General features: G+C 69.4%; 21 protein-coding genes. 8 read left to right on the top strand and 13 right to left on the bottom strand.

The window, feature by feature from the left end; translation table 11 throughout:
* The first annotated feature begins 112 nt into the window (after positions 1 to 112).
* The 5 genes from test1122_RS09095 (at position 113) to test1122_RS09075 (ending at position 6,975) form a co-directional block, all read left to right on the top strand.
* Positions 113 to 1,924: an ABC-F family ATP-binding cassette domain-containing protein gene (locus tag test1122_RS09095; protein ID WP_232268654.1), complete on the top strand. Its 1,812-nt coding sequence runs from the start codon at positions 113 to 115 to the stop codon at positions 1,922 to 1,924.
* A gap of 233 nt (positions 1,925 to 2,157) precedes the next feature.
* Positions 2,158 to 3,816 (top strand): outer membrane protein assembly factor BamB family protein, encoded by a 1,659-nt coding sequence (locus tag test1122_RS09090; protein WP_232268653.1) that lies wholly within the window; start codon positions 2,158 to 2,160, stop codon positions 3,814 to 3,816.
* Between the two features lie 242 nt (positions 3,817 to 4,058).
* A complete protein-coding gene (locus tag test1122_RS09085; RefSeq protein ID WP_232268652.1) occupies positions 4,059 to 4,739 on the top strand; it encodes a response regulator transcription factor in 681 nt (226 codons plus the stop codon).
* A gap of 114 nt (positions 4,740 to 4,853) precedes the next feature.
* Positions 4,854 to 5,897 (top strand): galactose-1-phosphate uridylyltransferase, encoded by a 1,044-nt coding sequence (gene galT, locus test1122_RS09080; protein ID WP_232268651.1) that lies wholly within the window; start codon positions 4,854 to 4,856, stop codon positions 5,895 to 5,897.
* Between the two features lie 19 nt (positions 5,898 to 5,916).
* Positions 5,917 to 6,975 (top strand): galactokinase, encoded by a 1,059-nt coding sequence (locus test1122_RS09075; protein ID WP_232268650.1) that lies wholly within the window; start codon positions 5,917 to 5,919, stop codon positions 6,973 to 6,975.
* On the opposite strand, the gene test1122_RS09070 is transcribed toward test1122_RS09075, so the two are convergent.
* Complete coding sequence (locus test1122_RS09070; protein ID WP_232268649.1) at positions 6,968 to 7,438, bottom strand: GNAT family N-acetyltransferase; 471 nt, start codon at positions 7,436 to 7,438, stop codon at positions 6,968 to 6,970. The genes test1122_RS09075 and test1122_RS09070 overlap by 8 nt on opposite strands.
* 237 nt (positions 7,439 to 7,675) lie before the next feature.
* Between test1122_RS09070 and test1122_RS09065 the strand changes: the two genes are divergently transcribed.
* Positions 7,676 to 8,395, top strand: a complete 720-nt coding sequence (locus tag test1122_RS09065; RefSeq protein ID WP_232268648.1) for a LuxR C-terminal-related transcriptional regulator — start codon at positions 7,676 to 7,678, stop codon at positions 8,393 to 8,395.
* A gap of 16 nt (positions 8,396 to 8,411) precedes the next feature.
* Here the strand turns inward: test1122_RS09065 and test1122_RS09060 are convergent, their stop codons facing one another.
* Positions 8,412 to 8,909 carry a MarR family winged helix-turn-helix transcriptional regulator gene (locus test1122_RS09060; protein ID WP_232268647.1) on the bottom strand — a complete coding sequence of 166 codons (498 nt, stop codon included), beginning with the start codon at positions 8,907 to 8,909 and terminating at the stop codon, positions 8,412 to 8,414.
* Between the two features lie 151 nt (positions 8,910 to 9,060).
* Here test1122_RS09060 and test1122_RS09055 point away from each other — a divergent pair, with 151 nt between their 5' ends.
* A complete protein-coding gene (locus test1122_RS09055; RefSeq protein ID WP_232268646.1) occupies positions 9,061 to 9,879 on the top strand; it encodes a trans-aconitate 2-methyltransferase in 819 nt (272 codons plus the stop codon).
* A gap of 561 nt (positions 9,880 to 10,440) precedes the next feature.
* On the opposite strand, the gene test1122_RS09050 is transcribed toward test1122_RS09055, so the two are convergent.
* Both test1122_RS09050 and test1122_RS09045 read right to left on the bottom strand, forming a co-directional pair.
* Positions 10,441 to 11,043 carry a TetR/AcrR family transcriptional regulator gene (locus test1122_RS09050; protein WP_232271835.1) on the bottom strand — a complete coding sequence of 201 codons (603 nt, stop codon included), beginning with the start codon at positions 11,041 to 11,043 and terminating at the stop codon, positions 10,441 to 10,443.
* 73 nt (positions 11,044 to 11,116) lie between these two features.
* Positions 11,117 to 12,130, bottom strand: a complete 1,014-nt coding sequence (locus test1122_RS09045) for an acyl-CoA desaturase (RefSeq protein ID WP_232268645.1) — start codon at positions 12,128 to 12,130, stop codon at positions 11,117 to 11,119.
* A gap of 229 nt (positions 12,131 to 12,359) precedes the next feature.
* Between test1122_RS09045 and ppc the strand changes: the two genes are divergently transcribed.
* A complete protein-coding gene (ppc, locus tag test1122_RS09040; RefSeq protein WP_232268644.1) occupies positions 12,360 to 15,122 on the top strand; it encodes a phosphoenolpyruvate carboxylase in 2,763 nt (920 codons plus the stop codon).
* 154 nt (positions 15,123 to 15,276) lie between these two features.
* On the opposite strand, the gene test1122_RS09035 is transcribed toward ppc, so the two are convergent.
* The 9 genes from test1122_RS09035 to test1122_RS08995 all read right to left on the bottom strand — a co-directional run bounded on the left by test1122_RS09035 (position 15,277) and on the right by test1122_RS08995 (position 25,409).
* A complete protein-coding gene (locus test1122_RS09035; protein ID WP_232268643.1) occupies positions 15,277 to 16,065 on the bottom strand; it encodes an LPXTG cell wall anchor domain-containing protein in 789 nt (262 codons plus the stop codon).
* A gap of 155 nt (positions 16,066 to 16,220) precedes the next feature.
* A complete protein-coding gene (locus test1122_RS09030; protein ID WP_232268642.1) occupies positions 16,221 to 16,730 on the bottom strand; it encodes a hypothetical protein in 510 nt (169 codons plus the stop codon).
* Between the two features lie 77 nt (positions 16,731 to 16,807).
* The gene (gene pth / locus test1122_RS09025; RefSeq protein ID WP_232268641.1) at positions 16,808 to 17,407 is read right to left on the bottom strand and encodes an aminoacyl-tRNA hydrolase; all 600 of its coding nucleotides are present in this window, start codon (positions 17,405 to 17,407) and stop codon (positions 16,808 to 16,810) included.
* Positions 17,408 to 17,493: 86 nt separating this feature from the next.
* Entirely contained in the window at positions 17,494 to 18,093 is a 600-nt protein-coding gene (locus test1122_RS09020; protein ID WP_232268640.1) for a 50S ribosomal protein L25/general stress protein Ctc, read from the bottom strand.
* A 350-nt stretch (positions 18,094 to 18,443) separates the two neighbouring features.
* Positions 18,444 to 19,421: a ribose-phosphate diphosphokinase gene (locus test1122_RS09015; protein WP_232268639.1), complete on the bottom strand. Its 978-nt coding sequence runs from the start codon at positions 19,419 to 19,421 to the stop codon at positions 18,444 to 18,446.
* A gap of 83 nt (positions 19,422 to 19,504) precedes the next feature.
* The gene (gene glmU / locus test1122_RS09010; RefSeq protein WP_232268638.1) at positions 19,505 to 20,959 is read right to left on the bottom strand and encodes a bifunctional UDP-N-acetylglucosamine diphosphorylase/glucosamine-1-phosphate N-acetyltransferase GlmU; all 1,455 of its coding nucleotides are present in this window, start codon (positions 20,957 to 20,959) and stop codon (positions 19,505 to 19,507) included.
* Between the two features lie 56 nt (positions 20,960 to 21,015).
* Positions 21,016 to 21,942, bottom strand: a complete 927-nt coding sequence (locus tag test1122_RS09005; protein ID WP_232268637.1) for a cellulose-binding protein — start codon at positions 21,940 to 21,942, stop codon at positions 21,016 to 21,018.
* 144 nt (positions 21,943 to 22,086) lie between these two features.
* Positions 22,087 to 24,429 (bottom strand): SUKH-4 family immunity protein, encoded by a 2,343-nt coding sequence (locus test1122_RS09000; protein WP_232268636.1) that lies wholly within the window; start codon positions 24,427 to 24,429, stop codon positions 22,087 to 22,089.
* Between the two features lie 5 nt (positions 24,430 to 24,434).
* A complete protein-coding gene (locus test1122_RS08995) occupies positions 24,435 to 25,409 on the bottom strand; it encodes an SMI1/KNR4 family protein (protein WP_232268635.1) in 975 nt (324 codons plus the stop codon).
* Between the last annotated feature and the right edge of the window lie 7 nt (positions 25,410 to 25,416).

Genomic DNA, 25,416 nt, shown 5'->3' with positions numbered 1-25,416 from the left:
CCCGGCGGCCTTGGGGGGGAGGCGGCCGTTCGATGACCCCTCGTATCCGTACGGCTACGGGAGTGCGGCCCACTAGGCTTGGCTGCTGATCAGCCCGCGTCAGAGGAGCCCTATGGCCGTCAACCTCGTCAATCTGGAAGCCGTCAGCAAGGCGTACGCCCTGCGCACGCTGCTCGACGGCATCTCTCTCGGGGTGAACGAAGGCGACCGTGTCGGTGTCGTCGGCCGCAACGGGGATGGCAAGACCACCCTCATCCGGATCCTGGCCCGGCTCGAGCCCGCCGATACGGGGCGGGTGACGCACTCCGGGGGGCTGCGGCTGGGAGTGCTCACCCAGCATGACTCGCTCGATCCCGGGGCGACCGTGCGGCACGAGGTGGTCGGGGACATGGCCGACCATGAGTGGGCGGGCGAGGCGAAGATCCGCGATGTGCTGACCGGACTCTTCGGCGGTCTCGATCTGCCCGGCTTCCCGCAGGGACTGGATACCGTCATCGGGCCGCTCTCCGGTGGTGAGCGGCGGCGGATCGCGCTCGCCAAGCTGCTGATCGCCGAGCAGGATCTGATCGTGCTGGACGAGCCCACCAACCACCTGGATGTGGAGGGCATCGCCTGGCTGGCGGCGCATCTGCGGGCGCGCCGCTCGGCGCTGGTCTGTGTGACGCACGACCGATGGTTCCTGGATCAGGTCTGCACCCGGATGTGGGATGTGCAGGGCGGGACCGTCCATGAGTACGAGGGCGGGTACAGCGACTACGTCTTCGCCCGGGCCGAGCGGGAGCGGATCGCCGCCACCGAGGAGGCCAAGCGGCAGAACCTGATGCGCAAGGAGCTGGCCTGGCTGCGCCGCGGGGCCCCCGCGCGGACCAGCAAGCCCCGCTTCCGTATCGAGGCGGCCAATGAGCTGATCGCGAGCGAGCCGCCGCCACGGGACACCGCCGAGCTGATGCGCTTCGCCAACTCCCGGCTGGGAAAGACGGTCTTCGAGCTGGAAGACGTCACCGTCCAGGCGGGCCCCAAGGTGCTGCTGAAGCATCTGACCTGGCAGCTCGGGCCCGGTGACCGTATCGGGCTGGTCGGTGTCAACGGCGCCGGCAAGACCTCGCTGCTGCGTGCCCTCGCGGACGCGGCCCGCAGCCAGGGCGAGACGCAGCCTGCGGGCGGGCAGATCAAGGTCGGCCGGACGGTGAAGCTGGCCTATCTCTCCCAGGAGGTCGCCGAGCTCGACCCCAAGTGCCGGGTGTTGGAGGCCGTTGAGCAGGTGCGCTCACGGGTTGACCTGGGCAAGGGCCGGGAGATGACCGCCTCGCAGCTGTGTGAGCGCTTTGGCTTTGTGAAGGAGAAGCAGTGGACACCGGTCGGTGATCTGTCCGGTGGGGAGCGTCGGCGGTTGCAGATCCTGCGGCTGCTGATGGACGAGCCGAATGTGCTCTTCCTCGATGAGCCGACCAACGATCTGGACATTGAGACGCTGACCCAGCTGGAGGATCTGCTGGACGGCTGGCCGGGCTCGCTGGTCGTCATCAGCCATGACCGGTACTTCATAGAGCGCACCACGGACCGTATTCTCGCGCTGCTCGGCGATGCGACGCTGCGGATGCTGCCGCGGGGGATCGATGAGTATCTGGAGCGCCGGGCCCGGCAGCGGGAGGCAGCGGTTCCGGCGCCCGCGGCCCCGTCGGCCCCGGCGGCGGCGAAACCCGCCAAGCCCGCGGCCGTTTCCCGGGCGGCGCAAAAGGAGCTTCAGCGCATCGAGCGGCAGTTGGACCGTATCGGCGAAAAACAGACGAAGGTCCATGCGGAGATGGCCGAGAACGCCACCGACTTCGAGCGGGTGGCGAAGCTCGACGCTCAGCTGCGGGAGCTGGCTCAGCAGCAGGAAGAGCTGGAGATGCGCTGGCTGGAGCTGGCCGAGGCGGAGTAGCGCGCGGATCGCGAACGCACGGACAGCGGGTAACGGCGGTATTCCGGGCCGGTCTCAGCTGATACGTCCGGCTGGGAACCGGCCCGCCCGCGGTGGATGTCCGGTGATACAAAGGGCATCGCTCAACTGCCATTGAGTTGTCTTGAAATTGGCGGGCCAAATGTCCGATTCGCTCTTCCCTACGGGGGTTTGAGGGGCAGGGGCAATCGGTCCGCGCGTGAAGAAGGAATTCCATGTCGCAGCCCCCTCCGCCGCCGAATCAGCCGCCGGGCCAGCCTCCGCAGGGTGGCTACGGCTATCCGCAGGCTCCCGGCCAGCCCACGGGCCAGCCGCCGGGCCAGCCTCCGACGCCGCCCCAGGGCGGCTATGGCTACCCGGGTCAGCAGCCTCCCGGGCCCTACGGTCAGCCCGGCCCGTACGGTCAGCAGCCCCACCCCTATGGCCAGCTGGGTCCGTACCATCAGCAGCCGACCTACCCCATGCCCGCCGCCGGTACTCAGCCGCCGGGCGGCGGGTCCGGGAACAAGAAGCTTTTGATCGTCCTCGCCTCCGTTGTCGCCGTGGCGCTGATCGCGGTCGGAGGCGTCTTCCTCTTCACCCAGAGCGGCGACGACAAGGACGAGGCAAAGGGCGACAACAAGGGGTCAAGCGACAACGGTACGGGCGGGGATGAACCCAAGCCCAGGGAGAAGGCCGAGGTCACCTGGAAGCAGCCCGCACAGCCGGTGGTGGATGAACGCTCCCTGAATGTGCCCGGCACATGGTTCGCCGGTGACAACGTCATCAAGTACTCGGTCAAGTCGGTCGTCGCCTACAACATGAAGACCGGCAAGCAGGACTGGGAGATCCCGGCGCCACGTGCGAGGGACTGCACGGCCGCCCAGCAGACCGTCAAGGACAAGGCCTTCATCGTGTGGGGCCGCATGTGCGAGAAGGTCATGCTCATCGACCTCCTCGAGGGCGAGCCCGACTGGCAGAAGGACCTGCCCGCCAGAGACGGCGAGGACGATCCAAAGGTGCGAAGCCCCTACGCCGCGATGAACGGCGATATCGCCGGGGTCGCCTGGATCGGCGGCGCGGCCGCCTACCAGGTCGACGACGGCAAGCTGCTCTGGGAGGCACCGCAGGAACGGCAGACCTGCAATGACCGCGCGTACATCGGTGGTGCGGAGTTCCTCTCCATGCAGGAGTGCAGACCGCTGGGCTCCACCGAGACCAGCTCCCGGCTTCAGTCGCTGACGGAGAAGGGCGACAAGAAGTGGGAGTGGAAGGCTCCCCAGGGTGTCGAGATCAAGCGGGTGCTGTCGACGGATCCCCTGGTCGTGGCCGTATCGGCGGGCGGCTACAGCTCCCGGGCCGACGACATCATGGTCCTGTCGGTCAGCGGCAAGACGGCACGGGTCAAGCAGAAGTTCAACTTTGACGAGCAGGAGCGATTCGAGCTGCAGTGCTCCGACATCGGCCCGTCGAGTTGCTTCAACGCCATCGCCGACAAGGACAGCAACGCGCTGTACACGGCGACCCAAATGCACCCGGGCGGCCCCACCAGCCGGATCAATGAGATCGTGGCCTTTGACCTGGACACCGGCAAGGTGAAGTGGTCCTCGGAGGCGGACAACGGCTACTCGACCTCTCCGCTGGCCATCTACGACGGCAAGCTGCTGACCTACGAGAACGGCCTTACCGGCAGCGGATCCATCATGGCCCTCGACGTCAAGAGCGGTAAGGCGAGCCAGTACATGAGGCTCCCCGCGGAAGAGAAGCAGCTCTCCCGGACGGCCCGGTTCGGCAACGGCCGGCCCTTCTGGCACAAGGGCGCGCTTGTCCTCGTGGCGGAGCGGGCGCGGCAGGATCCGAACCCCGATGACTACGAAATCGTGGTCTTCAGCTAAGTTCAGTGAGTTCTGGGAGTTCCGGAACGCTGTGGCGCATAGCCGAAGGGCCGGGTGGGCACGCCGCTCACCCGGCCCTTCGGCGTATACGCGCACGCCGCCCTGAGCGAGGGGGGTTTTGGGTATTCCACGGGTATTTGGACGGTACGGGGCGCGTAACGTCGAACAAGCGTGTAGCTTCCGGGGGCAGCAGGGCCCAGGCTCAGGGGGTTGAGGGCCGTAGGGAGACAACAGGGGGCTGGATGAGCGTGCGGCTCATGGTGGTGGACGATCACCGGTTGCTGGCGGAGGCACTGGCCTCGGCGCTGAAGCTGCGAGGACACCGGGTGATCGCCTCCGCCGCGCCCACCGTGGGGGCGGGAGAGCTTGTGGTGAACAGGGCGCCCGAGGTGTGTCTGTGGGGTACGGCCGCACCCGCCGAGCCGGGGGCGTTTGACCCCATTGCGAAGATCAAGCGGGAGCGTCCGCAGGTCGCGGTCGTGGTGCTGGGTCCGGTGCCGAGCCCGCGTGGCATCGCGGCCGCCTTCGCGGCCGGGGCCTGTGGCTATGTGCGGCACGACGAGCGTATCGAGGGCGTTGAACGGGCCATGGTCAAGGCGCGGTCCGGTGAAGCCGCGGTAGCCCCGCAGCTGTTGCGCGACGCCTTCGAGGAACTGCTCAACCCGGCCACCGAGCCGGACGATGAGGGGGCGAGGCTGCTCCGGATCCTGACGCCCCGTGAGGCCGAGGTGCTGGTCCGGGTGGCGGAGGGGGAGGACACCCGGCTGATCGCCCTCGGTATGGGCATCGCGTCGAGCACCGCACGGACACATGTCCAGCGGGTCCTGGTGAAGCTCGGGGTCGGCTCCCGGCTGGAGGCCGCCGCGCTTGCGGCACGGACGGGACTGCTGGACCGGGCCGGGACGGATGACCCAACTCGCTGACCCGGGCGTGGTGTGGTGCTCTGCTTCATTGTGTCCGGTCCTGTTTGAATAGCACGGTAACGAGCGACATGCCGGTGAACGGCATGCTTGTGAACGGCAGGGTGAGGACGCCCCGTGAAGAAGACTTCGACCCGGCTCGCTGACGGCCGTGAGCTCATCTACTACGACGCGCGGGAGGACGTCGTCCGCGACGCACTCGACCAGCGGCCGCTCGACCCGGTCGCCGTCCGTGTGGAGACCCGCTTCGATCCACTACGCGAGGCATGGGTCTCGATCACCACCCACCGCCAGGGACGTACCCACCACCCACCGGCCCAGCAGTGCCCGCTGTGCCCCTCCCGGGAAGGGCGGCTCAGCGAGATCCCGGCCAGCGGTTATGACGTCGTCGTCTTTGAGAATCGCTTCCCGTCCTTCGCGGGCGATACGGGCCGCTGTGAGGTCGTCTGCTTCACCGCTGACCACAACGCGTCCTTCGCCGACCTCAGCGAGGAGCAGGCGGCACTGGTGCTGGCCGCCTGGACCGACCGTACCGCCGAGCTCTCCACGTTCCCCGGTGTCCAGCAGGTGTTCTGCTTTGAGAACCGTGGCGCGGAGACCGGCGTCACCCTCGCCCATCCACACGGCCAGATCTACGCCTACCCCTTCATCACCCCACGCACCACACGGATCCTGCGTTCGGCCGCCGCGCACCGGAAGCGGACCGGCTCCAACCTCTTCGACACCGTCATCGCGGCGGAGCGCACGGACGGCCGTCGGATCGTCCTCGACGCCGAGCACTGGACGGCCTTCGTCCCCTACGCCGCGCACTGGCCCTACGAGGTGCACCTCTACCCCAAGCACCGGGTGCCGGACCTGCTCGCCCTTTCCGAGGACGCGCGTGGGGAGTTCACCCGGGTCTATCTGGAACTCCTGCGCCGGTTTGACCGGATCTTCGGCCTGGATGCCCCGCCGACCCCGTATATCGCCGCCTGGCATCAGGCGCCGTTCGGGATCGCGGGGCGCGCGGAGTTCGCGCTGCGTCTGGAGCTGTTCACGATCCGCCGCACCCCGGAGAAGCTGAAGTTTCTCGCGGGCTCGGAATCCGGGATGGACGCCTTCGTCAATGATGTGCTGCCCGAGGCGGCGGCCGGCCGACTGCGAGAGGTAGCGAGCCAGTGAGCGTGCCGCAGGGCGCGAGGTGACCGCCGCCGGGAGCTGGGCCGCACCGGGCCGGGTCAACCTCATCGGGGAACACACCGACTACAACGACGGCTTGGTGCTGCCGCTCGCCCTGCCGCAGACGACGCGGGTTACCGCCGCCCGGCGCGGCGATGGCGAGCTGAGGCTGAGCTCAAGCGTGCCGGTGGGCGGCTGGACCGTGTATCCGGAGGGTGTGCTGTGGGCGCTGCGCCAGGCGGGGCACCGCGTGGGCGGCGCGGAGCTGCACTTCGATTCGACGGTGCCGGTCGGCGCCGGCCTCTCCTCCTCGGCCGCCCTGGAGGTCGCCACGGCGGCCGCGCTGAACGACCTCTATGAGCTGGAACTTCCCCGACCGGCGCTGGCCCGGCTCTGCCAGCGCGCCGAGAACAGCTACGTCGGCGTGCCCTGCGGGATCATGGACCAGATGGCCGCCGCCTGCTGCGTCGCGGGGCACGTACTGCGTCTCGACACCCGCGATCTGAGCCAGCGCCAAGTCCCCTTCGATCTCGCCGCCGAAGGGCTGCGGCTGCTCGTCGTCGACACCCGTGTCCAGCACGCACTGGGCGATGGCGCATACGCGAAACGGCGCGCCGCTTGCGAGGCGGGCGCGCGGGTACTCGGCGTGCGCGCGCTGCGCGAAGTAGCATACGACGACCTCGATATTGCCCTGAGGCGAATCGACGAGAAGGTAATGCGGCGCCTCGTGCGTCATGTGGTCACCGAGAACCACCGGGTGGAGGAAGTCATCTCACTTCTCGACACGGGCCGCCCGCGTGCCATCGGCCCGCTCCTCACGGCCGGACATGCCTCGCTGCGCGATGACTTCGCGGTCTCCTGCCCGGAGCTGGACCTGGCCGTCGAAACGGCGAACGAGACGGGCGCGCTGGGCGCCCGGATGACCGGCGGCGGCTTCGGCGGCTCCGCGATCGTGCTGGCCGGGGAAGCGACGGCGGACCGGGTCAGCGACGCGGTAACCACCGCCTTCAGCAAGGCCGGTCACCGTGCCCCGCGCATCTTCCCGGCGGCCCCCTCGGACGGGGTGCGGCGGATCAGCTGAGCGTTTTGACCAGCAGGTGATCGGTGCAGCCCGGTGGGTAGTTCTCGACGATGCCGACGATCCTGTAGCCCAGTTTCTGATAGAAGTCCGGTGCCTGGAAGTGCCTTTTGGGCTCGCTCCGCTCGCGGGCCCAGGTCTCCACCCGGGCGTGCGCACAGCCGTGCTTCTCGCGGGCGATCTCCTCCGCGCGGGCCATAAGGCGAGTGCCGAGCCCGCTGCCGCGGTGGCGCTTGTCGACCCAGAGCAGGTCGATGTGGAGCCAGTGCCCCCAGGCATAGCCGACGAGCCCGCCCGCCAGTTCCCCGCTCGTGTCCGAGGCATAGATGTGCACCGGCTCCTCGTCATCGGCCGGGGTGCCGCTGAGCGCGCTCATCACGGGAGAGAGACGTAAGTTGGTGTCCTCCAGCCGTTCTTCGATCAACTTCCGGCGGCTGTCGTCGGTTTCCATATCAAGGTCAAACATGCGCCCCACTGTGAAGGGGGCCAGTTGCGCCACTTTCGCCAATTGGCCTCCACGGTCGCATCCCGCCCGTACGCTGGGAACCAGCACCGGTGGGGGCCGGTGCCGATCAGGGGGCGAGACAGCCGGATACGACGTCCGGGAACGGGGTACCAGCGGAGCACGGCGGCGGCCGTGCTCTCGTTCCCCGCACCGGGCGCCGTGTCCGCCCCGTCGATTCCCCGGCCACTGGGGGTGTGTGTGCAACGTATCCGCGTTCTGGTGGTGGACGACCACCGCATATTCGCTGAGTCCTTAGCGGCGGCGCTCGCGGCCGAGCAGGACGTGGACGTGGCGGCCGCCGGGAGCGGTCTCGCCGCGCTGCGCTGCCTGGAGCGGGCCGACGCCGATGGCCGACGCTTTGATGTGCTGCTGCTCGACGCCGATCTGACCGGAGCTCTCGCCGCCGCCCGGGACGGCGATGACGACTACGCGGTCCCGCTGATCGCCCGGGTCCGGCGTACCCACCCTGAGCTGCGCACGGTCGTGCTGGCCGAGCGCGACGATCCGCGCCGCGCGGCCGCCGCGCTCCAGGAGGGCGTGTCCGGCTGGATCGCCAAGGACTGCTCGCTCTCCCGGCTGCTCCAGGTCATACGTGGCGTGCTGCGCGAGGAGACCCATCTGCCGCCCGCGCTGCTCACCGGGGTGCTGCGGGAACTGACCGCGACCCGTAAGCACCGCACCGAGAGTGAGCGGCTTGTCGAGTCACTCACCCCGCGCGAGCATGAGGTGCTGCGCTGCATGGTCGCCGGTCTTGGCCGGAAGGCCGTGGCCGAGCGGCTGTTTCTCTCCCCGCACACCGTCCGTACGCATATGCAGAATGTGCTGGGCAAGCTCGGGGTGCACTCGACGCTGGCCGCGGTAGCGCTCGCCCGCCGGGCCGGGGTGGGCCCGGCGGATCTGGAGCGCGCCGTGATGTAGCGGGCGCGGCTGCGTGTCAGCCGGGGATGTTGTCAAACGGCGCCGTCAACTGCCGTAGCAGCCCGGCCAGTTCCTGCCGCTGCGTCGGCGAGAGCTCGATGAGGATCGCCCGCTCCTGTGCGAGCAGCCCAGCCAGGGCCTGGTCGGCGCGGTCACGGCCCTCAACCGTGAGCCGCACCAGCACTCCGCGCCGGTCACTGGGGTCGGGCAGCCGCTCGACGAGGCCCTTCTTCGCCAGCCGGTCGATGCGGTTCGTCATGGTGCCGGAGGTGACCAGAGTCTGGGTGAGCAGCTGCCCCGGGGAGAGCTGATACGGCGTCCCCGCGCGGCGCAGCGAGGTGAGCACATCGAACTCCCAGGGCTCAAGATTGTGCTCAGCGAAGGCGATCCGTCGTGCCCGGTCGAGGTGGCGGGCGAGTCTGCTCACCCGGCTGAGAACTTCCAGCGGCTCCACATCGAGATCGGGGCGCTCACGCCGCCATGCTGCCACCAGTCGATCGACCTCGTCCTCCATGCCGATCAGTGTAGTAGTTCTGTCGGCATGAAGTTTCTTGACGTCAAGGTACGTTGAAGAGGGATGCTGACGCCCCGCCGGTGGAAGGCTCCGTTCGCCAGGACCCGCTGTTCAGGCACGGCAGGTCCGACATTCGCAAGGAGGCCCGTTCATGCCAGCCGCTCCGACGTGGGATCCGCAACAGTATCTCCGGCATGCCGATCACCGCACCCGCCCCTTCCACGATCTGCTCGCCCGCATCCCTGAGCTGCCCCCCACTGGCCGTCCGGCCCGTATCGCCGACCTCGGCTGCGGACCGGGCAATGTGACCGCACTGCTGGCCAACCGCTGGCCCGGCGCGTACATCACCGGCCTTGACAACTCCCCCGAGATGCTGGACGAGGCCCAGCGCCATGCCGGGCCGACGCCCGGCGGTGGCCGCTTGGACTTCGCACGCGCCGACGCGGCGCACTGGGAGCCCACCGAGACCTACGACCTGATCGTCTCCAACGCCGCCCTGCAGTGGGTACGCGGCCACGCGGACTTCTTCAAGTCCTGGCTGGACGCCATTACCCCGGGCGGCGCCCTGGCCTTCCAGGTCCCGGGCAACTTCATCTCACCCAGCCACGCGCTGCTGGGCGAACTCTGCGACTCGCCACGCTGGCGCGAGCGACTACGGGAGCACGGGAGGCGCTATGTATACATCCTCGAACCGTTTGAGTATCTACAGCGGCTTACTGACCTGGGGTGTGCGGTCGATGTCTGGGAAACCACTTACATCCAGCTGCTGAGCGGTGACGACCCCGTCCTGGAGTGGGTCAAGGGCACCGCCCTGCGGCCGGTCCTCACCGCGCTCGCGGAGGACCCCGGGGCGCGGGAGGAGTTCCTGCTCGAGTACCGCGACCGGCTGCGTGAGGCGTATCCGCAGGGGCCGCACGGCACGGTGTTTCCCTTCCGCCGGATCTTTGTCGTCGCGCGGAAGGTTCCGTGACAGCTGCGGGCTGCTGGTCTGAGGCCGCGGGGTCCGGCTCCACGCCGGCATCCGGGTCGATGGCATCGAGGTGTTCGCGGCCCGGCTCGCCGCGTGTGGTTTCCCTCGAACCGGTCTAGCAGGCTGCTTGCCTGGTCGCGGGCGCACGGGGGTGGCCCCGGTGGGTGCCGCCCCTCCCCGGCTGTGCCGATGTGCGGCTCCGCCGCGTGGCGGGGCTTCGCCTGGCTGCGGGGGTGCCCGGGGTGGGTGTCCCCGTATCCCGCCCCTTCCCGGCTGTGCCGGTGTGCGGCTCCGCCGCGCGGCGGGGCTTTGCCTGGCTGCGGGGGTGCGGGTGGGTGTCCCCGTATCCCGCCCCTTCCCGGAAACCGGGGCTTTGCCCCGGGGCCCCGGGGTTGGTCCGGTGCGGGCCGGTGGCCGGGTGTTGTGCCCACCCACAGCCCCTCGCGGGGCTGCGAGTGCCCACAACGGGAGTGGGGTCTGGGGGCGGTAGCCCTCAGGTTCGGGAAGGGGCTGGGTTCGGGGAATCCGTCCGTCGGCAGCAACGGCGGGCGCCGTTAGAAATCAGGCGCGGCGGTGGCCGATGAGGCGGGGTTTTTGTTCCAGGCCGTCCAGGCCATGCCAGGCCAAGTTGACCAGGTGCGCCGCGACCTCCGCCTTCTTGGGCTTACGGGCGTTCAGCCACCACTGCCCGGTCAGGGCGACCATACCGACCAGCGCCTGGGCGTACAGCGGGGCCAGCTTCGGGTCGAAGCCCCGCGCCTTGAACTCCAGGCCCAGGATGTCCTCGACCTGCGTGGCGATATCGCTGATCAGCGATGCGAACGTGCCCGTGGACTGCGCCACCGGCGAATCGCGGACCAGGATCCGGAAACCATCCGTGTACTGCTCGATGTAGTCGAGCAGGGCGAACGCGGCCTGCTCCAGCAGCTCCCGCGGGTGGCCCGCGGTCAGCCCCTCGGTGACCATGTCCAGCAGCTGCCTCATCTCACGGTCGACGACCACCGCGTACAGGCCCTCCTTGCCGCCGAAGTGCTCGTAGACCACCGGTTTGGAGACCCCAGCCTTCGCCGCGATCTCCTCGACCGACGTTCCCTCGAAGCCCCGTTCGGCGAAGAGGGTGCGACCGATGTCGAGTAGCTGTTCCCGGCGCTCCTTCCCGGTCATACGCCGACGGGCGCGCCGGGAGGAACCTGCCGGTTTGTCCTGGATGCTTCTTTCATCGGTCGCCACAGGACCATCATGCCGCCTGAGCGGCATCCTCGTTACGCCGGGCATCGATCCGGCTCCGCTGCGGCCACCGCACGTCATATGCCCAGCCTGCTTTTTCACACCAGCGGATGATCCGGGCACTGGAGTCGAGTTGCCCCTTCTCCACCCCGTGCCGGGCACAGGTCGGGTCCGCGTGGTGCAGGTTGTGCCAGGACTCACCGCAGGACAGCACGGCCAGCCACCAGACGTTGCCGGAGCGGTCCCGGGACTTGAAGGGACGCTTGCCCACCGCGTGGCAGATCGAGTTGATCGACCAGGTGACATGGTGGAGCAGACCGACCCGGACGAGGGAGCCCCAGAAGAACGCGGTGAGCGCGCCCTGCCAGGACCAGGTGGCCACTCCGCCCACCAGGGGCGGGACGGCCAGTGACACCATGGTCCACAGCACAAACTGGCGGGAGATCCGGCGGATCACCGGGTCCTTGATCAGGTCCGGGGCGTACTTGTGCTGAGGCGTCTGCTCCTTGTCGAACATCCACCCCATATGCGCCCACCACAGACCCTTCAGCAGCGCGGGCACCGTCTCGCCATAGCGCCACGGTGAGTGGGGGTCGCCCTCGGCGTCGGAGTACTTGTGGTGCTTGCGGTGGTCCGCGACCCAGCGGACCAGCGGCCCCTCAACGGCCAGCGAACCCGCGATGGCCAGCGCGACCCGCAACGGCCGCTTGGCCTTGAACGAGCCATGGGTGAAGTAGCGGTGAAAACCGACCGTGACGCCATGGCAGCCAATGAAGTACATCGCCACCAGCAGACCCAGGTCCAGCCAGCTCACTCCCCAGCCCCAGGCCAGCGGCACCGCGGCCAGCAGTGCGGCGAAGGGGACGGTGATGAAGAGCAGCAGGGTGATCTGCTCCAGCGAGCGGCGCTTCTCTCCGCCCAGCGTGGCGGACGGCAGCGGTTCTGCGGTGCTGGAGGCGGAGGCGGAGGTGGAGTCGGCACTCGTCGCCGACGGCTTCTCGGTCAAGTGGGGAGTCGTCGTCATCTGTGTCCCTCATGGAGCGGGGCGGGATACGGATCACCTACGGGACCGTAACCTACGGCGACGTAAGTATGGCAGCACTCTGGGACTGGTCCAGAGGGAGGACAGGAAGCACCCCTGACCGCTGAGTGGACAGCCGCGTCCGGCTGGGTAGGCGCGGCCTATCCTTAGGGTGTCGGACAGCGCGGTCCGTGACCTGCCAGAAGCGAAGAGCTGCAAGGAGCCGCCCCTCATGAGCAGTGCCGACGCCCACCCGGAGGCCCCGGAGAACCCGGGAGTCCCGGAGACCTCGGACACCAGCAGCGCCCTACGGGCCGATATCCGCCGCCTGGGCGATTTGCTCGGCGAGACCCTGGTCCGGCAAGAAGGCCCCGAGCTGCTGGAGCTTGTCGAGCGGGTCCGCGCGCTGACCCGCAGCGACGTCGAGGCCGCCGCCGACCTGCTGAGCGGAACCGATCTACAGACGGCCGCCAGACTCGTACGGGCCTTTTCTACCTATTTCCACCTCGCGAATGTCACCGAGCAGGTGCACCGTGGCCGGGAGCTGCGGGCCCACCGCGCGGCCGACGGCGGCAGCCTGGCCCGCACCGCCGACATGCTCAAGGACGCCGACCCGGAGCATCTGCGGGAGACCGCCAAGCACCTCGGCGTCCGGCCCGTCTTCACCGCCCACCCGACCGAGGCCGCCCGCCGGTCCGTACTGACCAAGCTGCGCAAGATCGCCGAACTGCTCGACCGAGCGGACGACGTCGAGCAGCCGCGCACCGAACTGCGGCTGGCCGAGAACATCGACCTGATCTGGCAGACCGATGAGCTGCGGGTCGCCCGGCCCGAGCCCGCCGATGAGGCGCGCAACGCCGTCTACTACCTGGACGAGCTGCACCGGGGCGCGGTCGGCGATCTGCTGGAGGACCTCGCCACTGAGCTGGAGCGGGCCGGCGCACCGCTGCCGCACGGCACCCGGCCGCTGACCTTCGGCACCTGGATCGGCGGTGACCGGGACGGCAACCCCAATGTGACGCCGCAGGTCACCTGGGATGTTCTGCTGCTCCAGCATGAGCACGGCATCAGCCAGGCGCTTGAGCACATCGATGAGCTGCGCGGCGCGCTGTCCAACTCCATCCGTAACTGCGGCGCCACCCAGCAGCTGCTGGACTCGCTCCAGGACGATCTGGAGCGGCTGCCGGAGATCACCCCGCGCTATAAGCGGCTCAACGCCGAGGAGCCGTACCGGCTCAAGGTCACCTGCATCCGGCAGAAGCTCGTCAACACCCGTGAGCGGCTGGCACAGGACGCCCAGCATGTCCCCGGCCGGGACTATCTCGGCACCGGCGAACTCCTCGACGATCTCGCCCTCGTGCAGGCCTCACTGCGTGAGCACCGTGGCGGGCTGATCGCCGAGGGCATCGTTGAGCGGGTGCTGCGCACCCTGGCCGCCTTCGGGCTCCAGCTGGCCACGATGGATGTGCGTGAGCACGCCGACGCCCACCACCACGCGCTGGGCCAGCTCTTCGACCGGCTCGGTGAGGAGTCATGGCGGTATGAGGACATGCCGCGTGACTACCGGCACAAGCTGCTCGCCAAGGAGCTGCGCTCCCGGCGGCCGCTGGCGCCCACCCCGGCACCGCTGGACGCCGCCGGGGCGAAGACCCTCGGGGTCTTCCAGACCATCCGCAGGGCACTCGACACCTTCGGGCCCGAGGTGATCGAGTCGTACATCATCTCGATGTGCCAGGGCGCGGACGATGTGTTCGCCGCCGCCGTGCTGGCCCGGGAGGCCGGGCTCATCGATCTGCACGCGGGCTGGGCACGGATCGGTATCGTGCCGCTGCTGGAGACCACCGATGAGCTGAAGATCGCTGACGAGCTGCTGGACGCGATGCTGTCCGATCCCTCCTACCGGAAGCTGGTCGCGCTCCGCGGCGACCTTCAGGAGGTCATGCTCGGCTACTCCGACTCCTCGAAGTTCGGCGGCATCACCACCTCACAGTGGGAGATCCACCGTGCTCAGCGGCGGCTGCGCGATGTCGCTCACCGGCACGGGGTGCGGCTGCGGCTCTTCCACGGCCGTGGCGGCACGGTCGGCCGGGGCGGTGGCCCGACCCATGACGCGATCCTCGCCCAGCCGTACGGCACGCTGGAGGGTGAGATCAAGGTGACCGAGCAGGGCGAGGTCATCTCCGACAAGTACCTGGTGCCCTCGCTGGCCCGGGAGAACCTGGAGCTGACGGTCTCCGCCACGCTGCAGGCCTCCGCGCTGCACACGGCTCCCCGGCAGTCGGATGAGGCGCTGGCCCGCTGGGACGCGGCGATGGACACGGTCTCCGACGCGGCGCACGGTGCGTACCGGCGGCTGGTGGAAGACCCGGATCTGCCCGCGTACTTCTTCGCCTCGACCCCGGTGGACCAGCTCGCCGAGCTGCACCTGGGTTCGCGTCCTTCCCGGCGCCCGGACAGCGGGGCGGGTCTGGACGGGCTGCGGGCGATCCCGTGGGTGTTCGGCTGGACCCAGTCGCGGCAGATCGTGCCGGGCTGGTTCGGCGTCGGCAGCGGGCTGAAGGCGGCGCGTGAGGCCGGTCTGGACGCGGTGCTGGAAGAGGCGTACGAGCACTGGCACTTCTTCCAGAACTTCCTCTCCAATGTGGAGATGACGCTCGCCAAGACGGATCTGCGCATCGCCCGGCACTATGTCGACACCCTGGTGCCGGTTGAGCTGAAGCATGTCTTCGAGACGATCGAGGCCGAGCACGCGCTGACCGTTCAGGAAGTGCTGCGTATCACCGGCGAGAAGGAGCTGCTGGAGTCGAACCCGGTGCTGAAGCAGACCCTGAAGATCCGGGACGCGTATCTGGACCCGATCTCCTATCTCCAGGTCACCCTGCTGCACCGGCAGCGTGAGGCCGCGGCGCGGGGTGAGGAGCCGGATCAGCTGCTGTCCCGTGCGCTGCTCTTGACGGTCAACGGGGTGGCGGCGGGTCTGCGCAACACGGGCTGACCGGGCGCCGGGGTGGGTTCCCCGTTCCCGCCCCCTCCACGGAACCGGGGCTTGCGCCCCGGGCCCCGGGGGTGGGGCGGGAACGTTGGGTGCCCCCGTTGTGCCCACCCACAGCCCCTCGCGGGGCTGCGAGTGCCCACAACGGGTTGCGGGGTCAGTCCTGCTGGGTGGTGGCTGCCTTGCGGCGGCGGAGGGTCAGGTAGGCGCCTGCGGCGACCAGGGCTGCGGCGCCGGCGCCGAGGGCGCCGACGGGGGCGCCGTTGCCGGTCTCGGCGAGGTCGCCGCCACCGGCCGGGGCCGGCTCCGGGGATGCCTCGTCGGACGGCTCCTCGGAGCCGCCGCCCGCAGGCTGCGGGGAGTTGGCGGAGTTTTCATCCGTCACCGTGTCGTCCTGCGCGCCGCCTGCGGCCTCCTCGGAGGCGTCCTCAGGGGTGTCCTTGTCCTCAGGTGTGTCCTTGTCCTCAGGGGTCTCCTCGTCGTCCACATCATTGACCGGCGTCTCGCCGGAGGTGGGCAGCGACGTGGGGCAGGTGTGGGACAGGTTGAACTTCTCCAGGTCCCCACCCGTGACCTCGGCCTCGATGTCAATGAGCTTCGCCCCGGGGGCCGACCCCAGATAGGCGTGCTTGCCGGCCTTGCCGGGGAAGACGCTGAAGTCGTCGACCGTCTTCGTGCCACCGGGCTCAAAGGTCGCGGTGAGCTTGACGAACTCGGCCTTGTTGCCAGGGAGTACGAAGTGCCAGCCGTCCATGCCGGCCGGGACGGTCGGACACTCCTTGGGGCCCTTCTGCGGCGCGGCGCCGTCAGCTGTGCTGGCGGTCCGGGGCAGCGGCTGACGCAGCTCGGGGGAGTAGGTGCTCTCGGTTGCGAACGCGGGGGCAGCTCCTGCGGCGAGCAGCAGCGAGGCCATTACCACGGATGTGGAGCGGTAGGGGGTGCGCATAGGGTAGTCCAACTTCTCGGGGACAGAAGGGAACTGGGGGGAGGCTGGGAAAGCTTCTTGCGCAGGTGCAGGTCCGGTCAAGCGCGATGCGTCGCATCCGCCCGGTTACTGGCCGGTTGTCGTAAATGCGGAGTGTAACGATCCAGCGAAGTCGTTCACAGTGTGATGAACGCCGCTCCCATCAGCCCCGCGCCCAGCAGCCCCAGCACCCAACCCGTACGGCGCATCCGCAGTCCGCCCGCCAGTACCAGGGCGGCCAGCAGCATCGCGCCCCCCAGCGGCACCCAGGCGTAGAGGATCCCGGGCACTCCGGTCCGTACGACATCGTCCGTGCCCGGCCGGACGGCCACCGGGAGCCGTTCGCCGGTCTGTTGTGCCACCGGCTTCTTCATGCTCACCTTGGCCCGCACGCTGCCCTGGCCGTCATTCGGGACGAAGGGCCCCGTACAGCGGTCCGCGCCACAGGCTTTCACGGTCATCGTGCCGAGTTCACGTCCATCGGTGAACATCGCGTGCCGTGCGCTGTCCCAGGAGGTCCATGTCCCGGCCACCAACAGCAGCAGCGCCACCACGGCCATCAGAGCGTTCTTGGCGAGCAGCAGAATCCCGTAGGCACTCTCACCCGCGCGACGGATACGGCTGCGCTTCTTGGTGCTGGTGGGCATGGCCGTGATACTTGGCCATGACTCGGGCGTCGGTCAACCCGCGATGGACGGATGTCCCCCTACGGGAGTTGTACGGGTTATGAGTTGTACGTGCCCTGTGCGCGCTCCAGGCCGTCCACGATGAGCGTTTCCACGGCGTCCGCGGCACGGTCGACGAAGTAGTCGAGCTCTTTGCGCTCGGCGGCGGAGAAGTCCTTGAGTACATAGTCGGCCACCGGCATACGGCCCGGAGGGCGGCCCACGCCAAAGCGGACGCGGTAGTAGTCGGAGCCCAGCGACTTGGTGATGGACTTCAGACCGTTGTGGCCGTTGTCACCGCCGCCCTTCTTGAGGCGGAGCATGCCGTAGTCGATGTCCAGCTCATCGTGGATCACAACGATGTGGTCGACCGGAACCTTGTAGAAGTCCCGCAGCGCGGTGACGGGGCCGCCGGAGAGGTTCATAAAGGACATCGGCTTGGCGATGACGACCCGGCGGCTGTCCGGTCCGGGCGCGCCGATACGGCCCTCGATGACCTGGGCGCGGGCGGCGCTGGCCTTGTGTGCCTTGAATGTGGCGCCCATCCGCTCAGCCAGGAGATCGGCGACCATGAACCCCACATTGTGGCGGTTCGCCGCGTACTCCCGCCCGGGGTTGCCGAGGCCCGCGATGAGCCAGGGGCTCGCTGTATCCGTCACCTACACCTCTCCTCAACAGTTCAACCGCCGCCCCGCGCTGCGGCGCCGGGCGGCGGTTGAACAAATGTTATCCGGGGAGCGGGGAATTACTCCGCCGCACCCTCGGCGGCCTCGCCCTCGGCCGCGGCCTCCGCGGTCGGCTCCTCGGCCTGCGCGCCCAGGACCTGGAGGACGACGGTGTCCTCGTCGACGGTGAGGGTGGTGCCCTTCGGCAGTGCGATGTCCTTGGCCAGGACCTGGTCACCGGCGACCAGACCCTCGACGGACACGGAGACGGACTCCGGGATGTGGGTGGCCTCGGCCTCGACCGGCAGCGCGTTCAGGACGTGCTCCAGCAGGTTCTGGCCCGGACCCAGGTCGCCCTCGGTGTGGACCGGGATCTCAACGGTGACCTTCTCACCCTTCTTGACGGTGAGCAGGTCGACGTGGACCAGGAAGCCACGGATGGCCTCGCGCTGCACAGCCTTGGGGATGACCAGTTCCTTCTTGCCCTCGACATCCAGGTTGATCAGGACGTTCGAGTTCTTGAGCGCCATCATCATGTCGTAGCTGGGCAGCTCGACATGGACGGGGTCGGCACCGTGGCCGTAGATGACCGCGGGGATCTTCTCTTCGCGGCGCAGTCGGCGGGCGGCACCCTTGCCGAACTCCTGGCGGACCTTGGCGGAGATCTTGACGTCAGCCATGACTCGCTCCTCGTATTTCAGACGATCTGGTGGCCGTCACCCGGCCTACGACAGGCCTGCTACGAAGAGCGCGTCGATAACGGATGAGCCGCACACATCAGTGCGGCCTCCCTCGCCGAGCAACCCTGTGAGTCTACTCGGCCGGAAGGCCACACCGAAATCGATCACGCGGGGTATTCCCCCCACCCCCTGTGTTGTGGGCAGTCGTTCCGCAGGGCGGAACGGGTGGGCACAACACCGCCCACCGGCCCGCACCGGCAACCCCCCGGGGCCCCGGGGCGCAAGCCCCGGTTACGGGAAGGGGAGGGATACGGGGAACACCACCCACGGCGCCCCCGCAGACGTACCGCTCAGCCCTGCTCCTCGAAGAGGCTGGTCACGGAGCCGTCCTCAAAGACCTCCCGCACCGCACGGGCAATCGTCGGGGCCATCGACAGCACCGTGACCTTGTCGATCTCTATCTCCTCCGGGGTGGGCAGCGTGTTCGTGAAGACGAACTCGCTCACCTTGGAGTTCTTCAGCCTGTCCGGCGCCGGGTGGGAGAGAATGCCGTGCGTGGCCGTGACGATGACGTCCGCGGCGCCGTTCGCGATGAGCGCGTCCGCCGCCGCGCAGATCGTGCCACCGGTGTCGACCATGTCGTCGACCAGGACACAGACCCGGCCCTCGACATCACCGACGACCTCGTGGACCGTCACCTGGTGCGCCACATCCGGGTCGCGCCGCTTGTGCACGATCGCCAGGGGCGCGCCCAGCCGGTCGGCCCAGCGGTCGGCGACCCGCACGCGGCCCGCGTCCGGGGAGACCACGGTGAGCTTGTCCCGGTCCACCCGCTGCGCGATGTACCTGGTCAGCACCGGCAGCGCGAAGAGATGGTCGACGGGGCCGTCAAAGTAACCCTGTACCTGGTCGGCGTGGAGGTCCACGCTCAGGATGCGGTCCGCGCCCGCGGCCTTCAGCAGGTCCGCCATCAGCCGGGCCGAGATCGGCTCCCGGCCACGGTGCTTCTTGTCCTGGCGGGCGTAGCCGTAGAACGGGATGACCACGGAGATGCTGCGCGCGGAGGCCCGCTTCAGCGCATCAATCATGATCAGCTGTTCCATGATCCACTTATTGATCGGAGCGGTGTGGCTCTGGATCAGAAAGCAGTCACCGCCACGCACCGACTCCTGGTAGCGGACATAGATCTCGCCGTTGGCGAAGTCGATCGCCTTGGTCGGGACCAGGTCCACGCCCAGCTCACTGGCGACCTCCTCTGCCAGCCTGGGGTGAGCGCGGCCGGAGAAGAGCATCAGCTTCTTCTCACTGGTCGTCTTGATCCCGGTCACTGCACCGTCTCCTTGAGTTCCACTGGCTGTGCGCTTATCACGGTACGCCCTGTCCGGGGCGTCCTGTTTCCGGCCGTTCCCGGTCACTTACCGCTGTCCTCTCGCCGACCAGCGGCCTGTGCCGCCTGCGCGGCGGCACTCCCGGGCCGCTTACGGGCCACCCAGCCCTCGATATTGCGCTGCTGGCCTCGGGCGACAGCGAGCGAGCCGGGCGGCACATCCTTGGTGATCACGGACCCGGCGGCGGTGTAGGCGCCATCCCCGATCGTGACCGGAGCCACAAACATGTTGTCCGAGCCGGTCTTGCAGTGGGAGCCGATCGTGGTGTGGTGCTTGGTCTCACCGTCGTAGTTGACGAAGACACTGGACGCGCCGATGTTGGTGTACTCACCGATCGTCGCGTCCCCGACATACGACAGATGGGGCACCTTGGTGCCCTCGCCGATCTGGGCGTTCTTCATCTCGACATAGGTGCCCGCCTTGGATTTCGGACCAAGATCCGTACCGGGCCGCAGATAGGCGTACGGGCCCACACACGCCCCCGCGCCGATCCGGGCGCCATCGGCGACCGTATTGCTGACCACCGCGCCCTCGCCGACCTCCGTATCGGCCAGCCGGGAGTTCGGCCCGACCTCCGCGTGCGCGGACAGATGCGTGGCACCCAGCAACTGGGAGCCGGGGTGCACCAGGGAGTCCGGCTCCGCGGTCACCGTGGCGTCCACCCAGGTGGTGGCCGGATCGATGATCGTGACCCCGGAGAGCATCATGCCCTCCAGCAGCCGCTCATTGAGCAGCCTGCGTGCCTCGGCCAGCTGGACCCGGTTGTTGATGCCCAGAATCTCCCGGTGGTCCGCGGCGACCGCCGCACCCACCCGGTGCCCGGCCTCCCGCAGAATGCCGAGGACATCCGTCAGGTACTCCTCACCCTGGGTGTTGTCCGTACGGACCTTGCCCAGCGCGTCGCTGAGCAGCGCGGCGTCAAAGGCGAACACCCCGGAGTTGATCTCGCGGACAGCGCGCTGCGCCTCGGTGGCGTCCTTGTGCTCAACGATCTCGGTCACCGAACCGTCCGCGCCCCGTACGATCCGGCCGTAGCCGGTGGAGTCCGGCACCTCGGCGGTGAGCACCGTCACCGCGTTCCCCTCGGCGGTGTGGGTGTCGGCCAGCGTCCGCAGCGTCGAGCCGGTCAGCAGCGGGGTGTCACCACAGGTGACGATCACCGTGCCGTCCAGCGTCACGCCGTCGGCGGACAGTGCCTCCAGACCCATCCGGACCGCATGGCCGGTGCCGTTCTGCTCATGCTGCACAGCGGCGCGGATATCGGGATCGAGGCCGCCGAGATGTTCGCAGACCCGCTCACGAGCGTGGCCGACGACGACCACGAGATGCTCGGGATCCAGTTCCTGGGCGGCCACGACAACATGAGCGACGAGCGACCGCCCGCAGATGTCGTGCAGAACCTTGGGGGTCGCCGACTTCATACGGGTGCCCTCACCCGCTGCGAGAACGACGACGGCTGCCGGGCGGTTGGCGCTCACGGGTGTGCCCTTCGGCTTCGGGTGGATGTCACCCGCAGGATACCGGCCTGATGCCCCTATTCCGCTGGCGCCCCCGGCCCGGGTACCGAGCCCGTCCCTCCTTCGGTGGGGTCCCTGCCGGTCAGCGCGGCCAGGCTGGCGCGCACATGCGACATATGCTGCCGCAGCTCCTCCTGCCGCTCCGCGTGCTCACGCAGCACCCGCTCCGTTTCCCGCTCGATACGTTCCTCACGTACCCGGGCCTGCGCGATGATCTCCGCGGCCTGCGCCTCCGCGTCCTCCTGGCCGTGCCGGGCGGACTCCTCGGCCTCCGCGTACGCCCGCTTCGCCTCACCCAGCACCGCCGAGCCGTGCCCCTCCAGCTCGGCGATCCGCCCGGACATCGCGGCCTCATGCCCGGCCAGCTCCCGGCCGAGGGCGTCCAGGGCGGCCGCGTGCTTCTCCTCCTGCTCGGTCAGCAGGGACGCACAGCGCCGAGTCATCTCATCCAGCGCCGTCCGTGCCTCACCGCAGGTCTGCTCGGCGTAGCTCCGGGCCGCCACCCGGATCTCGTCGGCCTGCGACTGGGCGGCGTCCAGAATGCGTACGGCCGCGGCCTCACCGTTGGCCCGTACCCGCGCTGCCTTCTCGCGGGCCGCCTCACGCACGGTGCGGCCCTCCAGCTCGGCGCTCTCCCGCAGCTCCATCGCCTCGGCCTCGGCGGCCTTGCGGAGATCGGCAGCCTCCTCTTCCACCTCGGCGAGGATGAACTGGGCGCGGGACCCCAGTGATTCGTAGGTCTGCGGCGCCAGCGCGGCCACCACACCACGGAGGCGTTCCGCCTCCTCGGACAGCTCTCTGGCGAGCACGGTCAGCCGGGCGGCGCGTTCCCAGGCCTCATCGCGTTCCTGGTTCAGCGCGGTCACCCGGCGGTCGACCTGCTGGGGCCGGTAGCCGCGGCCTCGTACGACCGTGAAGCCGCGCGGTGACTCCGTCGAAGACATGGTTAGCAGGCTACTGCCCAGACGTATGCCCCCGGGCCCGCAAGCTGGGCGTTTCGCCCGCTCACCTGCCTCATTGAGCGGATGCGCCCGCTCGCTCATCACCCTTGCGAGTGGCGGCCGAGGGTTACAGCGGGTCTGCGAGGGTTACAGCAAGCCGTCCCACATCTGTTCAAGGAGGACGGACCACCAGTTTTCCGGGCCGGACAGCGCCGCCGGATCCAGCGCCGACAGCTGGTTCTGGAAGTCGACCGTCCAGTGCCCCGCCTGCTCCGGCGTCAGCCCGTACCGCAGCCGCCACATCCGCCCAAGCAGCGCCAGACAGCGGGCGAACTCCGGCAGCCCGGTGTTGACGAACTGCGGTGGCACCGGCTGACCACCGGGCCCTGCCTCCAACGGCACCGCGACGATATGCGCCGTGCCGTACTGGACACAGAGCTGACGCCCGAAGTCGCTGCCCATGACGAGATACGAGCCCGCGTCCGAGGCGGGCTGCACACCGCGCTCCTGCGCCAGCTCGGCCAGCGTCGGCACCGGACGGTCCGGCTGGGCCTGGGCCCAGAAGAACGGTCCGAAGTCCACCGGCAGACCGGCCCACACCAGGGTGTGCGCGACGATGTCCGGCACTCCCTGCCGGGAGACCGCCCGCTGATCGAAGCGGAAGATGCCCTGCGGCCCGAAGGCCTGCGCCAGCTCCTGCCCGATGCCGTCCGGTGGAATCGGCGGCGCGGGCGGCACCTGCTGCAGCGGGACGCGCACCGGCGCCGGGCGGGCCGGGCCATCGGCGACCTGGTGCAACTCGCCCTGGTGCTCCACGAGATGGCGCACACCCTGCTGACGGGAGGCGTGTTCGCGCCCGTACGCGGCGGTGTTGGTGATCCGCACCTGCGGCCAGGTCTCCCGGATCATCCGGGCGCAGTAACCGCCGGGCAGGTCACAGGACTCCAGCTCGGTATGCAGCTCCAGCACCTGCTGTGGCGGGACATTCAGGCCACGCAGCTCATGCAGGATCTGCCACTCCGGATGCGGCGCGCCGGGCGCGGAACGGCGGATGAGCTGCTGCTCGGAACCGTCGGGCGCACGGTAACGCAGCACCGCCATATAGCCGGGGCCGACGGTCGGCTGTCCGGTGGGCGGCTGCTGCGGATAGCCGGCCCCAGCAGCGCCCAGCGTCATCGCCGGGGGCTGCGGGGCGTTCGGCGGCGGCGGAGCCGACGGGCCGCCCGGGCTCGCCAGCATCGTCGCCGCCTGGTGTACGCCGCCGCCGGGAGCGCTGGGCTGGCTGGGCGGACCGGGCGGACCGGGCGGGGACGGCGTACCCGGCCCGCCGGACTGACCCGGCTGACCCGGCTGACCGGGCGCGGACGGCGGCGGTACGGGCGGCTGGCCAGCACTGCCCGGGTCGGCGAGCATCGTCGCCGCGTGATGCACCCCGCCCCCGGAGGACGCGTCGGAACCGCTGGGCGGCGAGGGCGGGGCGTCACTCTGGCCCTGCGCCGCCACCTCCTCCGCCGACACCAGCTGCGTCGGCACATAGCCCGCCCCCGGGCTGCCGGGCGCACCGGGCCCCGAGGTCGCGGGCTTCGGCCGGGCCCCGGGTGTGCCCGGCGCACCGGGGGGCGGGGGCACCGACGGACCGCTGCCCCGCGAAGGACGGGCAGCCTGCTGGGGTGCCGACGGTGCCGACGGGCGCGGCGGCACCCCACCACGCGGCGCACGGCTCGTATCGGCGTCCGCGATATCAGCCGCGCCGGGCTGACCCGGCTGACCGGGCGGGCCGGGCGCGGGTGGCGGGGGTACGGGCGGCAGGCCACCGCTGCCGGGGTCGGCGAGCATCGTCGCCGCGTGATGCATCCCACCGCCCGGCGGCCGGGGCGTCTGCTGGGGCGGCTGCGGTTCCTCCAGCGCCGGGGCCACCTGTGTCTTCGGCAGTGCGCTGCCCTCCGGCAGCAGCGCCGTCTTCGCCTCCGAACCGGCGCTGGGCGGTGGCGGAGTGTCGTCGTCATCGCTCCCGCTGATCGGCGGTGCGAACACCGTCGCGGGCGGTGCCAGCGACTCACCGGACCCGGAGCTCGAGGTATCGGCCCACGCGCTCGCGGACTCACGGCGGCCCGGTACGCCCATCCGGTCCGCCGCCTCCTGCAACCACTCCGGCGGCGTCAGCAGGAAGGACGTCGCTTCCAGATCCACCCGCTGCGGTGGCACGGCCGCGGCGGGCTCACCGCCCGCGGCCGGGCCGTACTGCTCCTCGTACCGCCGGATGACCTCGCCCACCGGCAGTCCCGGCCACAGCGTCGAATCACCGCTGTCCCGCGCGATCAGCAGCCGCGCGTTTCCGCCGTCCGAGGCGGGCACGGTTCCCCGGTCCTCCGCCCAGGCCACAAAGCCCAGATCGAACTCACGCACCCGCACCTCACGGTGCTGGTGGCCCGGCACACCGCCGTTGATCCAGCGCTCCGCCCGCTCCTGCGCCTGCGCGAATGTCACCACCGCGCTCACCTCTCCACCGGGACAGCGCGCGCGAAGCCGCCATCCACCATCAGATTGGCCACGGTCTCCAACTCGGGCGGATTTCCCGCGAGCCGCAGCAGAAAGTCATCGAAATCGGCGCCACAGGGCAGCAGCAGCTCCGTCACCCGTTCCTGCACCCCCAGCCCATCCCGGTCCCGGGCGTCGTCATACGCACAGAACCATACGGATCCGGTGCCCTCACCCCTCACCTTCACCGCGACCAGTCCGCCATGGACGAAGCCAACGCCCAGATAATCCTTGGTCAGATGGTCCCGAAGGCACTTATTGACATAGAGGAGGTCATTGACCGCCGCCTCATCCCGCACCGTGAGGAACGGCTGGTCGATCAGGAGACCGAGCTCGGCGTCCAGCGCCACCCCGACCGGGGCACAGCCGCCCGCCGCCTTGAGGAACGAACGGTACGCACCAGGCAGCCGATAGCCCAAGGACTCCTCGACCTGCTGCACTTGCTCCTCAGCGACCGCGACACCATGGGGCACCTCAAAGTGCACAGGCCGGGTCTCCTGCAAGGGACGTGTGCCCCGCTTGCCGTGGTCCACGGCAGCCGTCGCCAGCCCGCCATGGTGCCGCAGCAGCGCCTTCACCTCGACCGGGACCAGCTCCATCCGACGGCTGTGGGCCACGTGATGCCATGTCCAGCCGTGCGGGGTCGCCACCGGGGCGAGATCCGCCCACAGCTCATGACCAGCGGCGTGCAGCGCGGCGTTCGCCGATACGTAATCCGTCAGCCGCAGTTCGTCCACGCCGAAGCCCTCCGGCGGCTCGGCGACCTCAGCGGCGGCACGGGCGTAGGCTGAGAAATCCGGAAAGCCGTTCTCATCCACCCGTACCCCCTTCGGGTGGCGAGCTGCCCGGACCGGATCCGGGAACTGCACGACCTGCCCGGCGTAGGCCGTGTTCGGTGGCGCGGCCTGCTGCCCGAGCCGACCTGTCGTCATGGCGGTG

Origin of the sequence: Streptomyces gobiensis (assembly GCF_021216675.1) — a bacterium.
GTDB classification, from domain to species: Bacteria; Actinomycetota; Actinomycetes; order Streptomycetales; family Streptomycetaceae; genus Streptomyces; species Streptomyces gobiensis.
Note: the sequence above shows the minus strand (reverse complement) of the source record. Positions and strands in the feature narration are given on the sequence as shown.

Bases quoted from the DNA above. Each gene is read 5' to 3' on its own strand.
- test1122_RS09095 (WP_232268654.1), top strand. From the start codon at position 113: ATGGCCGTCAACCTCGTCAATCTGGAAGCCGTCAGCAAGGCGTACGCC.
- test1122_RS09090 (WP_232268653.1), top strand. From the start codon at position 2,158: ATGTCGCAGCCCCCTCCGCCGCCGAATCAGCCGCCGGGCCAGCCTCCG.
- test1122_RS09085 (WP_232268652.1), top strand. From the start codon at position 4,059: ATGAGCGTGCGGCTCATGGTGGTGGACGATCACCGGTTGCTGGCGGAG.
- test1122_RS09070 (WP_232268649.1), bottom strand. From the start codon at position 7,438: ATGTTTGACCTTGATATGGAAACCGACGACAGCCGCCGGAAGTTGATC.
- test1122_RS09060 (WP_232268647.1), bottom strand. From the start codon at position 8,909: ATGGAGGACGAGGTCGATCGACTGGTGGCAGCATGGCGGCGTGAGCGC.
- test1122_RS09055 (WP_232268646.1), top strand. From the start codon at position 9,061: ATGCCAGCCGCTCCGACGTGGGATCCGCAACAGTATCTCCGGCATGCC.
- test1122_RS09050 (WP_232271835.1), bottom strand. From the start codon at position 11,043: ATGACCGGGAAGGAGCGCCGGGAACAGCTACTCGACATCGGTCGCACC.
- test1122_RS09045 (WP_232268645.1), bottom strand. From the start codon at position 12,130: ATGACGACGACTCCCCACTTGACCGAGAAGCCGTCGGCGACGAGTGCC.
- ppc (WP_232268644.1), top strand. From the start codon at position 12,360: ATGAGCAGTGCCGACGCCCACCCGGAGGCCCCGGAGAACCCGGGAGTC.
- test1122_RS09035 (WP_232268643.1), bottom strand. From the start codon at position 16,065: ATGCGCACCCCCTACCGCTCCACATCCGTGGTAATGGCCTCGCTGCTG.
- test1122_RS09030 (WP_232268642.1), bottom strand. From the start codon at position 16,730: ATGCCCACCAGCACCAAGAAGCGCAGCCGTATCCGTCGCGCGGGTGAG.
- test1122_RS09020 (WP_232268640.1), bottom strand. From the start codon at position 18,093: ATGGCTGACGTCAAGATCTCCGCCAAGGTCCGCCAGGAGTTCGGCAAG.
- test1122_RS09005 (WP_232268637.1), bottom strand. From the start codon at position 21,942: ATGTCTTCGACGGAGTCACCGCGCGGCTTCACGGTCGTACGAGGCCGC.
- test1122_RS08995 (WP_232268635.1), bottom strand. From the start codon at position 25,409: ATGACGACAGGTCGGCTCGGGCAGCAGGCCGCGCCACCGAACACGGCC.